General features: G+C 73.8%; 14 protein-coding genes. 12 read left to right on the forward strand and 2 right to left on the reverse strand.

All coding sequences use genetic code 11. The annotated features are described in order from the left end of the window. The first annotated feature begins 87 nt into the window (after positions 1–87). From ABZ990_RS22860 to ABZ990_RS22880, 5 genes are all read left to right on the forward strand, one after another. The gene (locus tag ABZ990_RS22860; protein ID WP_361234473.1) at positions 88–627 is read left to right on the forward strand and encodes a helix-turn-helix domain-containing protein; all 540 of its coding nucleotides are present in this window, start codon (positions 88–90) and stop codon (positions 625–627) included. A 153-nt stretch (positions 628–780) separates the two neighbouring features. Next, entirely contained in the window at positions 781–1,098 is a 318-nt protein-coding gene (locus tag ABZ990_RS22865) for a DUF6412 domain-containing protein (protein WP_361234476.1), read from the forward strand. 297 nt (positions 1,099–1,395) lie between these two features. Continuing rightward, a complete protein-coding gene (locus tag ABZ990_RS22870; protein ID WP_361234478.1) occupies positions 1,396–2,151 on the forward strand; it encodes a YidC/Oxa1 family membrane protein insertase in 756 nt (251 codons plus the stop codon). A 232-nt stretch (positions 2,152–2,383) separates the two neighbouring features. Beyond that, entirely contained in the window at positions 2,384–3,241 is an 858-nt protein-coding gene (locus ABZ990_RS22875) for a fumarylacetoacetate hydrolase family protein (protein WP_361234481.1), read from the forward strand. Between the two features lie 305 nt (positions 3,242–3,546). After that, a complete protein-coding gene (locus tag ABZ990_RS22880) occupies positions 3,547–5,142 on the forward strand; it encodes a choice-of-anchor A family protein (protein WP_361234484.1) in 1,596 nt (531 codons plus the stop codon). An 83-nt stretch (positions 5,143–5,225) separates the two neighbouring features. On the opposite strand, the gene ABZ990_RS22885 is transcribed toward ABZ990_RS22880, so the two are convergent. Beyond that, positions 5,226–6,353 carry a Gfo/Idh/MocA family oxidoreductase gene (locus tag ABZ990_RS22885; protein ID WP_361234487.1) on the reverse strand — a complete coding sequence of 376 codons (1,128 nt, stop codon included), beginning with the start codon at positions 6,351–6,353 and terminating at the stop codon, positions 5,226–5,228. A gap of 126 nt (positions 6,354–6,479) precedes the next feature. Further along, entirely contained in the window at positions 6,480–7,004 is a 525-nt protein-coding gene (locus ABZ990_RS22890; protein WP_361234490.1) for a hypothetical protein, read from the reverse strand. Between the two features lie 305 nt (positions 7,005–7,309). Here ABZ990_RS22890 and ABZ990_RS22895 point away from each other — a divergent pair, with 305 nt between their 5' ends. From ABZ990_RS22895 to ABZ990_RS22925, 7 genes are all read left to right on the forward strand, one after another. Further along, positions 7,310–8,425 (forward strand): hypothetical protein, encoded by a 1,116-nt coding sequence (locus ABZ990_RS22895; protein WP_361234493.1) that lies wholly within the window; start codon positions 7,310–7,312, stop codon positions 8,423–8,425. A 50-nt stretch (positions 8,426–8,475) separates the two neighbouring features. Further along, entirely contained in the window at positions 8,476–9,267 is a 792-nt protein-coding gene (locus tag ABZ990_RS22900) for a GntR family transcriptional regulator (RefSeq protein ID WP_361234495.1), read from the forward strand. Positions 9,268–9,435: 168 nt separating this feature from the next. Beyond that, positions 9,436–10,557 carry a TIGR03364 family FAD-dependent oxidoreductase gene (locus ABZ990_RS22905; RefSeq protein WP_361234498.1) on the forward strand — a complete coding sequence of 374 codons (1,122 nt, stop codon included), beginning with the start codon at positions 9,436–9,438 and terminating at the stop codon, positions 10,555–10,557. 5 nt (positions 10,558–10,562) lie between these two features. After that, the gene (locus tag ABZ990_RS22910; RefSeq protein ID WP_361234501.1) at positions 10,563–11,309 is read left to right on the forward strand and encodes a phosphonatase-like hydrolase; all 747 of its coding nucleotides are present in this window, start codon (positions 10,563–10,565) and stop codon (positions 11,307–11,309) included. Continuing rightward, positions 11,306–12,472 carry an ABC transporter ATP-binding protein gene (locus tag ABZ990_RS22915; protein WP_361234504.1) on the forward strand — a complete coding sequence of 389 codons (1,167 nt, stop codon included), beginning with the start codon at positions 11,306–11,308 and terminating at the stop codon, positions 12,470–12,472. Before ABZ990_RS22910 ends, ABZ990_RS22915 begins: the two co-directional genes overlap by 4 nt. A gap of 31 nt (positions 12,473–12,503) precedes the next feature. Next, complete coding sequence (locus tag ABZ990_RS22920; RefSeq protein WP_361234507.1) at positions 12,504–13,670, forward strand: 2-aminoethylphosphonate ABC transporter permease subunit; 1,167 nt, start codon at positions 12,504–12,506, stop codon at positions 13,668–13,670. Next, positions 13,657–14,454 (forward strand): ABC transporter permease subunit, encoded by a 798-nt coding sequence (locus ABZ990_RS22925; protein WP_361234509.1) that lies wholly within the window; start codon positions 13,657–13,659, stop codon positions 14,452–14,454. Before ABZ990_RS22920 ends, ABZ990_RS22925 begins: the two co-directional genes overlap by 14 nt. The last annotated feature ends 5 nt before the right edge of the window (positions 14,455–14,459 follow it).

Consider the following 14,459-nt stretch of genomic DNA (forward strand, 5'->3'; position numbering starts at 1 on the left):
AGTAGGTTCGTTCACTGAACCTTGAGCGGGTGCTTACCGTAGCAGTCAGAGTTCAATCATTGAACCCTCGTGGGTACACTCGGTTTCATGGCTCTCGGCAAGGACTACGCGACCCAGCAGTGCTCCATCGCCCGCGCCCTCGAAGTGGTCGGCGAGCGCTGGACCCTCCTCGTGGTGCGCGACGCCTTCTACGGCATTCGCCGCTACAGCGACTTCCTCGTCCACCTCGGCGCCCCCCGCGCCGTCCTCGCCGCTCGCCTCCAGTCCCTCGTCGAGGCCGGGGTCCTCGACAAGCGGCGCTACCAGGAGTCCCCGCCGCGCGACGAGTACGTGCTCACCGAGCGCGGCCTCGCCCTGTGGCCCGTGCTGCGCTCGCTCGGCCTGTGGGGCCGCGAGGCCGGGCCCGGCGAGGCCGCCGCGCCGCCCCTGCGCCTCTTCCACCACGCCGTGTGCGGCACCGAGCTGGGCTCGTACGGCGAGTGCCCGGCCTGCGGGGTCTTCGTACCGCCCGCCGATGTCGAGATGCGGCCCGGCGCCGGACTCGATCCGGACCCGGCCGATCCGGTCAGCTGCGCGCTGCTGCGGCCCCGCCGGCTGCTCGTCCCGCTGGAGGGCGATCCGGTATAACGGTCGGAAGACCGGATTGAAGACCGGATTGAAGACCGGATTGAAGGCTCGACTGAAGGTCCGACCGAAGACCTGGCTGAAGACCTGGCGAAGACCCAGTGGACGGCTGAGAGAAGCGTCGGGAAGACGAGCGCGCGAGAGGGGGACGGCGGAATGACCCGTGGCTACCTGTTGCGCGTCCTCGCGCCGGTCTTCTTCCTCCTCGCCCTCGCCGATCTGATCGTCCCGCTCTTCACCGACGGCGCGGGCGGTGGCGTGACCCTGTCCGCCGCCTTCGCCCTGGCGGCGGCCTCCGCCGTCTGCGCGCTGCTCGGCGGGGCGCGCGCGGCCCTGCCCGTACCGCCCACCCGGGTCCGTACCGCCCTGCGCGACCGCGCCCGGCGTACCGCCTTCCTGCCGCAACGCGACCCGGACGCCCGGGGCCGCCGCCGGCCCAGGGCGCCCGGCCGGGGCCTCCAGACGGCCGCGTAAAGGACCCCGGACCACTCGTACGTCAGGTACTCCGGTGCGTCGGTACGCCAGTGCGGCCGGCACGTCGGTACGTAGACATCCATGGACTCCGGTACGCCGCGCCCGCCACCCCGCTCGGGGTGCGCGCCCCCGTACCTCCCGCGTATCTCCGTACCCCGGCGCCCCGTGCCCGCACCTCCCGTACCTCCCGCACCCCGTACCCCGCACCGCCTCACCCCCTCCCGGCGTCCCGCGCGGTTCCGTCATGCCGAGATCACCGACCTCTTCCGGCACGACGAGACCCCTCGGAGGGTTCCCATGTCCCTGTTCTTCGACACCTTCGCCGATCTGATCGAGCGCTGCGCCGGCCTGCTCACCCCGTTGTTCGCCGGCGCGTCCGCGGCAGCCGCCATCGTGCTGTTCACGATGGCCGTACGGCTCGCGGTGCACCCCCTCTCCCGTGCCGCCGCCCGCGGCCAGAAGGCCCGCACCCGGCTCGCTCCGCAGCTCGCCGAGCTGCGCCGCAAGCACGCCAAGAACCCCGAGCGCCTCCAGAAGGCGGTCATGGAACTGCACGCCGAGGAGAAGGTCTCGCCGTTCGCGGGCTGTCTGCCGAGCCTGCTCCAGGCGCCCGCGTTCTTCGTGATGTACCACCTCTTCTCCAGCGGCCGGATGGCCGGACACGACCTGTTCGGCGCCTCGCTCACCGGCCGTGCGGCCGACGCCTTCGGGCAGGCGGGCCCGTTCGGACCGGCCGGTCTCACCTACCTCGCGCTGTTCGCGATCGTCGCCGCCACCGCCACGTACACCTTCGTGCGCACCCGGCGGCAGCAGGCCGCCGCGTCCCCGGCGGCCCCCGTCGTCGACCCGGCCCAGCCCGGCGCCGGGGCCGTCATGGCACTGACCCGGCACCTTCCGCTGCTGTCCTTCGCGACCCTGATCACCGTGGCCGTGGTGCCGCTCGCGGCCGCGCTCTATGTCGTCACCAGTACCGTCTGGACGGCCGTCGAAAGGGCCTTCCTGTACCGGGACATGCCGGCGGGGGCCCTGGCCGCGCCGGTCGCGTCGGCGTAGGACGGTCCGCGCCGGTCCCGGGGGTACGCGCGCGTGCCCCCGTACCCGCGCACTCCCCGGTCCGTCCCCTGCGCGCACACCGCTGTCGCGTAAGGGTCCAGGGGGTGGGAAGGGGCTTGCCGGGCGTCCCGGTCCCGGTGGAGGATCGAGTGATCCTCCGATGGCCGCACTCCATCGGGCGGGGTGCCCGGCGGTCCGCTCCCGCGGCCCGTCCGATCAGAGGGAGAAGAGCATGAAGCTGCTGCGCGTCGGTCCGGCGGGAGGCGAACGGCCCGCCCTCCTCGACCAGGACGGGACCCTGCGCGACCTGTCCGCGCTGGTCGACGACATCGACGGCCGGCTGCTCTGTGACAGCGCCACGCTCGACCGGGTCCGCGCCGCGCTCGGTGCGGGCGTGCTGCCCGCGCTCGACGCGACCGGGCTGCGGATCGGTCCGCCGGTCGGCCGGATCGGCAAGGTCGTGTGCGTCGGTCTGAACTACCACGCCCACGCCGCCGAGACGGGCGCCGCCTCGCCCGCCGAACCCGTCCTCTTCCTCAAGGCCGCCGACACCGTCGTCGGCCCGGAGGACACCGTGCTCGTGCCGCGCGGCGCGGAGAAGACCGACTGGGAGATCGAACTCGCCGTCGTCATCGGCCGCACCGCCCGCTATCTGGAGAGCGACGAGGAGGCCCGCGCGCACATCGCCGGGTACACGATCGCCCACGATCTCTCCGAGCGCGCCTTCCAGTTCGAGCACGGCGGCACCTGGGACAAGGGCAAGAACTGCGAGACGTTCAACCCGCTCGGACCGTGGCTGGTCACCGCCGACGAGGTCCCCGACCCGCAGGACCTGTCCCTGCGGCTGTGGGTCAACGGCGAACTGCGGCAGGACGGCCACACCTCCGACCAGATCTTCCCGGTGGCCCAGGTCGTCCGGTACATCAGCCACTTCATGACGCTCCACCCGGGAGACGTCGTCAGCACCGGCACGCCGGCGGGCGTCGCCCTCGGACAGCCGGAGCCCAAGCCGTATCTGCGGCCCGGGGACGTCGTGGAGCTGGAGATCGAGGGGCTGGGGCGGCAGCGACAGGAGCTGAAGAGCGCGTAAGCCGCTCCCTGGGGGGCGAGGGGCTGTCCGGCCCGGCGGGCCGTGAGGCGGGGGGATTCCCGGTCGCACGGTCTGCCGGGCCCGACCCGCCCGCCCAGCGGCCCCGCCCTGCGCGACCGCGCCCCGGCGCCCAGGCGGTTCGTTCGCCCCTCCGCTCACTCTCCCGGCCGAGCCTTCCGCCCAGGGCTTCCGTCCAGAGCTTTCGTCCAGGGCTTTCGACCCGGCTTGGCGTTTTTCCGGGTATGTCCTGTTTTTCCCGCGCGTCGACACCGTTTCAGGTGGTCGCGTTCTGCATATTGCCGCACATGTACGCACATGTAACGGGTCGTCAACGCCGAAGAGCGGGTAAGACGGCCGTCGCGGCGAGCGTGGTGGCCGCCGCGCTCCTGGGTCCCGTCGCCGCCCTGGCCTTCGCCGACCCGCTGCCCGACGGTCTCGGCCCCTGTCTGCCGGGAAGCTGTCCCGACCCGTATCCGCCGGTCAACAACGGGCCCATCGCCGGCCGGGACGACAACATCAACGTCTTCGTCGGAGGCGACTTCCTCGTCCGCGAGGGCGCGGCCGAGGCCGAGGGCAAGGTCGTGACCCTCGGCGACTTCGACATGAACAAGCGGGCCGGGGGCTCGCAGGTCTACAACGTCGGTGTCGCGGGCGTCGGTTCGCGAGTCCCGCCCGACAACCGCACCGACTTCCTCACGACCGGCGGCGACGTCACCATCGCCGCCGGGCAGCGCCTGCTCGCCGAGGAGGGCACGGTCAACGGGGTCGTCCGGTACGCGGGCGACCTCAGCGGCACGGTCGTCCCCCTGGCCGAGTACGACCCGGCGGCCGCTTTCCCGTACGAAGCGCTGCGCTGGGAGCTCACCGCCGCCAGCCTCTGCTACGCCTACGAGGACGGGGTGCCGCGCACCGCGACCGGCACCGCCGTGAACAACGGCAGCGAGACGGTCTTCACCGGCGACGGGCACTCCGCCCTCCAGGTCTTCAACGTCGACTTCGACATCGAGTCGGGGAACGGCGGTTCACAGGGGCTGGCCTTCCACGGCATCCCGGCCGGCGCGACCGTGCTCGTCAACCTCGTCGGCGGCCCGAGCCGGACCATCGACTCCTACGTCAACGGGCTGCCGGACGGGCTGCGCGAGCGGGTGCTGTGGAACTTCCCCGACGCGATGGAGGTGACCTTCGAGGGCGGCGCCCAGTTCGCGGGCAGTGTGCTCATCGGCAACCCGGCCAGCACGGCGACGGTGACGATGCCCGGCATGGACGGGCGTTTCTATACGAGCGGTTCGCTCATCCACACCTCCCAGCCGGGCGGGGGCGGGCAGGAGCTGCACGCGTATCCCTTCGAGGGCGACCTGCCGTCCTGCGCCGAGGAGCCGGTGCCGATCCCGACTCCGACGATGCCGACGGTGACGCCGACGGTGCCGACGCCGACTCCCACGATGCCGACGGTGACCCCGACGGTGCCGACGCCGACTCCCACGATGCCGACGGTGACCCCGACGAGGCCGACCCCGACCCCGACGGGGCCCACGGTGACCCCGACGAGGCCGACCCCGACCCCGACGGGGCCCACCGTGACCCCGACGGCGCCCACTCAGACCCCGACCGCCATCCCCACGCCGTCACCCACGTACACGCACCCGCACCCGCATCCGCACCCGGGTGAATCGACCGGCGGATACGGCTCCGGCGGCTCCGGCGGCGGATACGGCTCGGGCGGTGGATACGGCAGCGGATACGGCGTACGCGCGCACCCCGTGCCGCGCGGCCACCTGCCGAACACCGGCTCCGGCTCGACGACCGGCAAGATCGTGATGGGCGCGACGGCCGCCGGACTCGCCCTCGCCGGCGGGGTCCTGGTGGTGCTCACCCGTCGGCGCCGCCGGATGGGCTGCTGATCAGGCGGTCGGCGAAGCAGCCGCAGCCACAACCGCAACCCCAGCCGCGTCGCCCGGCTTCGACCGGCTTCGCCCGGAGGGCGTCACAGCGTGACCGTGACGCCCTCCCGGGCCGACTTCCGGGCCGCCTCCAGGACGTCGAGCGCGGCGGCGGCCTCGCTCGCCGGCACCGGGTTCGGGCCGGTGCCGCGCAGGGCGGCGGCGACGGCCGCGTAGAAGGCGGGGTAGTCGCCCGGCAGGGTCCGTACCGCCGTACCGCCGCCGGTGAGCGGCGACTCGCCGGAGCCGATCCGGCCCCACCGGCCCTCCGGCTCGACGCCCCACGTCCGGTCGTGGCCCGGGCCGGGACGCAGGCCCTCGCGGAGGGCGGCCTCCTGCGGGTCGAGTCCGTATGTCACGAACCCGGACTCCTGCCCGAGGACCCGGAACCTCGGCCCGAGCTGGGCGGTGGTGGCGCTCACCCACAGATGGGAACGGACGCCCCCGGCGTGGGTGAGCGCGAGGAACGTGTCGTCGTCCGCCTCGGCCCCCGGGCGGCGTACGTCGGACTCGGCGTAGACGCGGACGACCGGGCCGAAGAGGACCAGCGCCTGGTCGACGACATGGCTGCCGAGGTCGTACAGCAGCCCGCCGACCTCCGCCGGGTCGCCGGACTCACGCCAGCCGCCCTTCGGCTGCGGACGCCAGCGTTCGAAGCGGGACTCGAAGCGCTGGACCTCGCCGAGCGCGCCCTCGGCGAGCAGGGCGCGCAGGGTGAGGAAGTCGCCGTCCCAGCGGCGGTTCTGGAAGACCGAGAGCAGCAGTCCGCGCCGGTCGGCGAGGTCGCCGAGGGCGCGGGCCTCGGCGGCGGTGGCGGCGAGCGGTTTGTCGACGACGACCGGCAGACCCGCTTCCAGGGCGGCGGTGGCGAGCGGGACATGGGACTTGTTGGGGGAGGCGACCACGACCAGGTCGAGCCGGCCGGCCCGGTCGAGGAGCGCGTCGGGCGAGTCCACGACGTGGACGCCGGGGTGTTCGGCCCGGGCCCGGTCGGCGCGCTCGGGGTTGCCGGTGGTGACCGTGTCGAGGACGAGGTCGGGGGAGGCGGCGATGAGCGGGGCGTGGAAGACGGAACCGGCGAGTCCGTAGCCGACGAGCCCGACACGCAGCGGGGGCGCGCCGGAGGCGGACACGGGGGAGCCAGGGGAGGCGGGCGAGGCAGGGGAGATCATGGTCCCCACTGTGGCAATGCCGAGGCCGGAGTGCGAACCGTCGCCCGCGCACGGGTCCGCGCACGAGTACGGGACGGGTCCGGGGCGGGTGCGGCGCACGGGCCCGACGAGCCCACACATCCAGGATTACGGGCCTGCGGCCTCGGCCGGCGCGGTGTTCCCGGCAACGCCCCGAGCGGCGACCGGCAGCACACCCCGAGCCCCGCCCCGCCCCACACTCGGTACCGCGCCCCGAGCCGCGCCCGCGGCCCGCCGCTCGACCGCTGCCTCCAGCAGGGTCCAGCCGTCGATCTCCGCCACCCGGCCGTGCGCCGGCCGCCACCCGCGCGCCAGCGCCTCGTCGAGCAGGGCGCGCACGGCACCGGGCTCGTGCAGGTTGAGATCGATGTCGCCGTGAACGAAGCCGACATCGCCGGAGCCCAGATAACCGCCACCCGGGACGTACCGGCCCGGTTCCGCGGCGAACACGATGCGCAGCGCGGTGGGGCTGCCCGCACCAGACTTCTCCTCGGGGCGCAGGGTGAGGGTCTCGCGGCAGTTTTCGGGCCGGCCGGAGGACCCGTCCGGGACGTCGTGACTGTGGGCGAGCCGCCACAGATAGACGTGTCCATCGGCGACGAGGCGGCGAGGTTTCTTCCCACTGCGAGGCATGGAGGCGAGCGTACGGGGGCCACCCCGCCCCCGGACACCGGATAACGAACGGACGAACGGACGAACGGACGAACGGAAAAGCGGACCATACGCTGATCGGGCGGAAGGGGTGGCGCGTACGGAGGGCGTCCCGTGCTGCCGCGCGTCGCCGACCGGCCCGATGCGCACGGAGTGACAGCGTCACGGGCAACCGCACGCCCGCGAGCCGCACCGACCCCACGAGCCGCGTCCCGGCGCCACACCAGCCGCACCACCAAGCCGCACGTCCAAGCCGCACCACCCAGCCGCACAAAGGGACCCGTCCCATGCGATTGCGCAACGCCCTCGCCCTCGCCGCCCTGACCGCAGCCGTCCCCGCCGTTCCGGCGCTGTCCGCGGCCCCCGCCGTCTCGGCGCCACCCGTCCCCGCCCCGGTTCCGGCCCCGGCGGCGTCCGCGCCCGCCGTCACGGCCGGCTGCGGAGCGGCGAACGCCCGCGACTTTCCCATCGAGGCGATCATCCGGGGCGGGCCCGTCGACTATCCGCCCGGCGGCGGCTTCCGGACCTGGGACCTGGAACTCACCAACACCACCACCGCGCCCTGCCGGGACCTCTACCCGGTCCTCGTCCTGGCCGACCGCGACCGGGCCCTGCGGCCGGCCCAGATCCGGGCCGAGTTCCACGACGTGGAGGCCCGGGCGTGGCGGCGGATCGCCTTCGAGGGCACCGACCAGGACGAGAGCGTCGGGGTGTTCGGCGAGGTCCCGGCCACGCCCGGCGAGGGGCGGGCGTTCACCGGGTTCACGCTGCCCCCGGGCGCGACGCTCACCGTCCCCGTGCGGCTCGCGTTCAGCGCCGGCGCCGCCTCCGAGGAGGTGGTGGTCAGCGCCGCCGTCGTGCGCAAGCGGGGCGACGACGGCGACTGGGTCGGCGAGACCGGCGGCTACCGGCTGACGATCGGCTCCGGCGACCCGGACGCCGGGATCGCCCCGGACACCGAACCGGTCACCGCCCGCCCGGACCCGGCCGCCCAGCCCGCCGCCCCGGCCGCCACCCACCCCGCCGAACAGGACGCCTCCCCCGACCCCCGCACCAGTGCCGTGCCCGCCGTCCCGAAGACCGCCCCCACCGCGCCCGCCGCCCCGAAACCGCCGCCCACCCCGGAGACCGACCCCGAGACGGACCCCGACTCCGCCCTCGGCCCGGGTGCCGGAAACCCCGATGACCCCGATGGATCCGCCGACCCCGACGACCCTGAACTCGCCCGTACGGGACCGGAGTCCGCCAGCCGCCTCGCCCCCGTCTGTGCCGCCCTGCTCGCCGCGGGCGCCGCGCTCCTGACCCTGACCCGCCGACGGTTCGAAAGCGGCTCCCGCGACCACTCCCGCCACGGGACCCCAGGCCGCGACCCCGGCTCGGACCGGCCCGCCCGGCACGCGTAGGTCACGCTCCGTACACCCTCCCGTTCACCCGCGTCTGCGACGATCACCGCGTGGAGAACCAGAGCACCGCCCCGGCCCTGCGGCCAGAGCCCGGCGCGCCCGTCAGATCCGGCATCCCCGAGCACGGCCGGATCCCGAAGTACTACGCGGTCAAGGCGAAAGTCGCCGCGCTCATCGACGAGTTGGGCGAGGGCGGGCTGCTGCCCACCGAGCGGGATCTCGCCGTGCGCCACGAGGTGTCCCGGGAGACCGTCCGGCAGGCGCTGCGCGAACTGCTCCTGGAAGGGCGGCTGCGGAGGCAGGGCCGGGGGACCGTGGTCGCCGGGCCCAAGCTGGAACAGCCGCTGTCGCTCGCCAGTTACACCGAGGGCGTGCGCCGGCAGGGCCGCCGACCCGGCCGTACGCTCATCTCCCTCGACCGCTTTCCCTGCCCGCGCGCTCTCGCGCCCGAGGTCGGCGTGGTGCCCGGCGACCCGGTGTGGCACATGGAGCGGGTACTGCTCGCCGACGACGAGCGGGTCGGACTGGAGAGCACCTATGTCTCCGAGGCCCGAGTCCCGGGTCTGGGAAGCGAGTTCGACCCGGACTCCTCCTTCTACTCCTATCTGCGCGACCGGCTCGGGGTGGCGTTCGGCGGGGCCGACGAGCGGATCGAGACCGTGCTCGCCACCCCGCGCGAGGCGCTGCTCGTCGGCACCCCGCCCGCGCTGCCCATGCTGCTGATCCATCGCGTCTCGCGGGACACCGGCGGCCGGCCGCTGGAGCGGGTGCGCACCCTCTACCGGGGGGACCGGTTCAGCTTCACCACCCACCTGGGCCGCCAGGCGAACCCGTCGGAGTGACCCCGATCGGCCCGGCGCCCCGGCCGATATCGCCCGACCCGCACGCTTCTGCCCACCCACACTCGATCACGGAAAGGTAACGGGTCTAGGCCAGGTTTGTCGGGCCGTTCACCATCCCGTCGCCCACCGGACCGGTTCGGGCAACCCGTCGACACGACCGTAGGCGTCATGAAGGTCATCGTCGTTGGAGCAGGCGTGGTGGGTGCCATGCACGCCTGGCAGGCAGTGGAACGCGGCCACGAGGTCGTACACATCGAGCGTGAGGCGGAGGCGCGCGGCGCCTCGCTGCGCAACTTCGGACAGATCTGGGTCAGCGGCCGCGCGGGCGGCGAGGAGCTCGACACCGCCCTGCGCGCCCGCGAGTTGTGGGAGGGCATCGGTGCCCGCGTCCCCAAGCTCGGCTTCCGGGCGATCGGTTCGCTCACCCCGATCCGCGGCGACCTCGAACGCGCCGTCGCCGAGGCCGCCGTGGCCCGCGACGACGCCGCCGCCCGCGGCTACAAGCTGCTCACCGCCGACGAGGCCCGCGCGATCAACCCCGCTCTGCGCGGCACCTTCGACGCCGCCCTGTGGTGCGAGCGGGACGCCGCAGTCGAGCCGCGCACCGCCCAACTCGCCCTCCGTGAGGCCCTGCTGGCCTCCGGCCGCTACACCTTCCTGCCGAACCGCGAGGTCCGCGAGGTCGTCGGCGAGAACGCGGTCCGCGACGACCACGGCGACCTCCACAGCGGCGACGCCGTCGTGCTGTGCACCGGCGCCTGGCTCTCCGGTCTGGTCCGCGAGGTCGCGGGCGACATCCCGGTCCGCCGCGTCCGGCTCCAGATGATGCAGACCGACCCGCTCGGCGAGGCCCTCACCACCTCCGTCGCCGACGCGGACTCCTTCCGCTACTACCCGGCGTACGCCTCCCCGGCGCTCGACGAACTCAACGCCTCCCAGGCGCAGGACCCAACGGCCGCCGCCCACAAGATGCAGCTGCTCATGGTGCAGCGCCTCGACGGCGGGCTGACCATCGGCGACACCCACGAGTACGAGCACCCCTTCGCCTTCGACACCGTCGAGGAGCCCTACGAGCACCTCACGCGCGTGGTCGAGTCCTTCCTCGGCCGCCCGCTGCCGAGGATCCGCCGTCGCTGGGCCGGCGTGTACGCGCAGTGCGTCGACACCAGCCGGGTCGTCCACCGCCAGCAGGTGCGCGACGGCGTCTGGCTGGTGACCGGGCCCGGCGGGCGCGGCATGACCTGCTCGCCCGCCATCGCCGAGACCACTGCCAACGAACTGGGCTGGTAATCCTCATGAGCTTCACGAACTCCTCGAACTCCTCGAACGCCGCCGTCTCCCTGGCCTCCCCGGTCACGAACCGCGGGCAGCGCCACGACCTCGTCGTCCTCGACATGGCCGGCACCACCGTCGCCGACGGCGGTCTCGTCGAGCAGGCATTCGCCACCGCCGCCGAGCGCCTCGGCGAGGACCCGTCGACGATGATCGACTACGTCCGCGCGACCATGGGCGAGTCCAAGATCTCCGTCTTCCGTCATCTCTTCGGCGGCGACGAGAACCGTGCCCAGCAGGCCAATCAGGCCTTCGAGAGCGCGTACGGCGAGCTGGTCTCGGCCGGCCGGATCGCCGCTCTCCCCGGTGCCGCCGAGGCCATCGGCACGCTCACCGGGCAGGGCCGGACCGTCGTCCTCACCACCGGCTTCGCCCGGGTCACCCAGGACGCCATCCTCGACGCCCTCGGCTGGCGCGACCTCGTCGCGCTCACCCTGTGCCCCGGCGACGCGGGCGGCCGGGGCCGGCCCTACCCGGACATGGTCCTCGCCGCGTTCCTGCACACCGGAGCCGTCGACGACGTCCGGCGGATCGTGGTCGCGGGCGACACCTCGTACGACATGCTCAGCGGCGTCCGGGCCGGTGCCGGGATCGTCGCGGGCGTGCTCACCGGCGCCCACGGCGAGGACGCCCTCACCGACCACGGTGCCACCCGCGTCCTGCCCTCGGTCGCCGAACTGCCCGCGCTCCTCGCGGAGTACGAGGGATGACCGCCCCCGCCCCCGCGGCCCCGGCCGGCGCGCCCGCGGTGTCCGCGGCGCCCGGCGCGGGCGCCGCCCCGGGTGTCGCGCAGGGCGCCGCCTCGGGCATCCGGTTCGACGGCGTGTCGGTCGCGTACCACGGCAACACCGTCCTCGACCACCTCGACCTGACCGTCGAACCCGGCGAGGTCATGGCCCTGCTCGGCCCCTCCGGCTCGGGCAAGACCACCGCTCTGCGCGCCGTCGCCGGCTTCGTCCGGCCGGCCGCCGGGCGGATCCACATCGGCGGCCGGGACGTCACCGACCTCCCGCCGTACCGGCGCGGCATCGGCATGGTCGTGCAGCAGTACGCCCTCTTCCCGCACATGCGGGTCGCCGACAACGTCGCCTTCGGTCTGAAGGCGCAGAAGCTCCCCAAGGCGCGGATCCCCGAACGGGTCGCCGAAGCCCTGGAGATGACCGGCATGGCGGCCTACGCGCAGCGCTACCCGCGCGAACTGTCCGGCGGGCAGCAGCAGCGCGTGGCCATCGCCCGCGCCCTCGCCATCCGCCCGGACGTGCTGCTGCTCGACGAGCCGCTGTCCGCGCTGGACGCCCGGCTCCGCTCCGGCATGCTCACCGAACTCGCCCGGCTGCACCGAGAGTTGCCGCATGTCTCGATGCTGTACGTGACCCACGACCAGGTCGAGGCGCTGACGCTCGCCGACCGGATCGCCGTCATGGACCGGGCCCGGCTTCAGGACTGCGGCACACCGCGCGAGCTGTATCGCAACCCGCGCAGCGAGTTCACCGCCTCCTTCGTCGGCAACGCCAACCTCCTTCCCGTGACGGTCCGTTCGGACGGATCGGGCGGCGCGGACGGCGTCCTGCTCGACGACATCGCGCTCGACGTCCCGGTGGACGGCATCGCCCCCGGCGCCGCCGCCACCCTGTGCGTACGCCCCCACCTCGTCGGTCTCGGCCCCGGCCCCAACGCGCTCACCGGCAGGATCGCCGAGGTCCAGTGGCGCGGCGCCACCCACCGCCTGGACGTGGCGGTCGGTACCGCCGGCCACCGGGTGAAGGCGGACGTACGCGAACTGCGCGAGACCCCGGCCGTCGGGGACGAGGTGACGCTGCACTTCGCCCGCGAGGACGCCGTCCTCCTGGCGGCGGGAGTGAACGATGGCTAGCCGGGTCCCCGCGCTCACCAAGGAGCCTGCCGTGCCCGAAGCCGTAGCGGCGTCCCCACGGGACCCGGACCCCTCCCCGGCTCCCGTGCCCGCGACCGTCACCGCACCCGCGACCGTCACCGCACCCGCGAGGGAGCGGCGGGATCCCGTACGGGACGGGGCGAAGCCCGTAGGGGAAGGGGCGGATCCCGTACGGGACACCCCGACCACCCCGACCACCCCGGACACCCCGACCACCTCCGCCGGCCCGGACATCGAGGCCGCCCCGGCGCGGCGCACCGTACCCGCCTGGGTCTGGGCCCTGCCGCCCGTCCTCGCCCTCGGGCTCGTCTTCCTCTACCCGCTCGCGCTCGTCGTCCGCGAGTCCCTCGCCCCCGGCGCGTACGCCCAGGTCTTCGCCTCCGCCTCGTTCCGCGACGCGCTCGGTACCACCGTGTGGCTCGCCGTCGCCGCCACCGCCGGCTGTCTCGTCCTCGGCTTCGTCCTCGCCCTGGTGATCGCGTTCGTCCCGTTCCCCGGGGCCCGGGCGGTGTCGAAGTTCATCGACGTCTTCCTCTCCTTCCCGTCCTTCCTGATCACGCTCGCGCTGCTGTTCCTCTACGGCTCGGCGGGCATGGCCAACGGACTGTGGACGGACGTCACCGGCGCCGCCAGCGGACCGTTCGCGTTCCTGTCCACGCCGTGGGGGGTGCTGCTCGCCGAGATCACGTACTTCACCCCGTTCGTGATCCGGCCCCTGCTCGCCGCCTTCTCGCAGCTCGACACCGCGCAGCTGGAGGTCGCGTCCTCCCTCGGCGCCCGCGCGCCGCGCGTCGTCCGGCAGGTGATCCTGCCCGAGGTGCTGCCCGCGCTCGCCGCCGGCGGCAGCCTCGTCCTCGTCATGTGCCTCAACGAGTTCGGCATCGTGCTCTTCACCGGTGCCAAGGGCGTCACGACCCTGCCGATGCTCGTCTACGGCAAGGCCATCCTCGAATCCGACTACGCGGCGGCCTGTGTCGTCGCCGTCGTCAACGTGGTGATCTCCGTGGGTCTCTACACCCTCTACCGCGTCCTGGTCTCCCGCACCGGAGCCGCCCGCGACCGGTCCCGCACCCGGTCCGGGTCCGGGTCGGGGCCCGGGTCCGAGTCCCGGTCGCGGTCCCTGCCCCGATCCCTGTCCCGAACCCTGACGGGAGGCGGTCGCCGTGCTGGTGCATAGCCGCGCCGGACGCTGGGGCGCCTGGGCCCTGTTCGCGGTCCTCTTCGTCCCGCTGTTCGCCCTCCCCCTCCTCGTCATCCTCACCGCCTCGTTCAGCACCAACTGGTCCGGCGCCTTCCCCTCCGGCCCGACCACCGAGCACTACACGGCCGCGGTGCGGGGCGAGTCCCTCCAGGCCCTCACCACCAGCCTGGTCACCGCCCTCACCGCCAGCGTCCTCGCGCTCGGCCTCGGCACCTGGGCCGCCCTCACGGCCGCCGCGCTGCGCACCCGGGGCCGCCGGATCCTCGACGCGCTGTTCGTCCTGCCGGTGGCGGTGCCCTCGGTCGTCGTCGGACTCGCCGTCCTGGTCGCCTTCTCCCAGCCGCCGTTCCTGCTGAACGGAACGCGCTGGATCGTGATCCTGGCGCACACCATTCTTGTCACGGCGTTCGCCTACCAGTCGGTTTCGGCTGCCATCCTGCGTCTCGACCCGATGTACGAACAGGCGGCGGCCAGCCTCGGCGCCCGCCCCTCGTACGTACTGTTCCGGGTGCGGCTGCCGCTTCTGCTGCCGTCGCTGAACGCGGCGGCCGGCCTCTGCTTCGCCCTGTCCATGGGCGAGTTGAGCGCCACGATGATGCTCTACCCGCCGGACTGGCTGCCGCTGCCCGTGCGGATCTTCACGGCCACCGACCGGGGTTCGCTGTTCACCGGATCCGCGCTCGCGGTGGTCCTGATGACGGCCACCCTCCTCGTCCTGCTCGCCGTGTCCCGGATCCGCACCAAGGCCACCTACCGCTAGGGGCT

The sequence above is a fragment of the Streptomyces sp. NPDC046203 genome, assembly GCF_040646255.1.
In the GTDB taxonomy this organism is placed as follows: domain Bacteria; phylum Actinomycetota; class Actinomycetes; order Streptomycetales; family Streptomycetaceae; genus Streptomyces.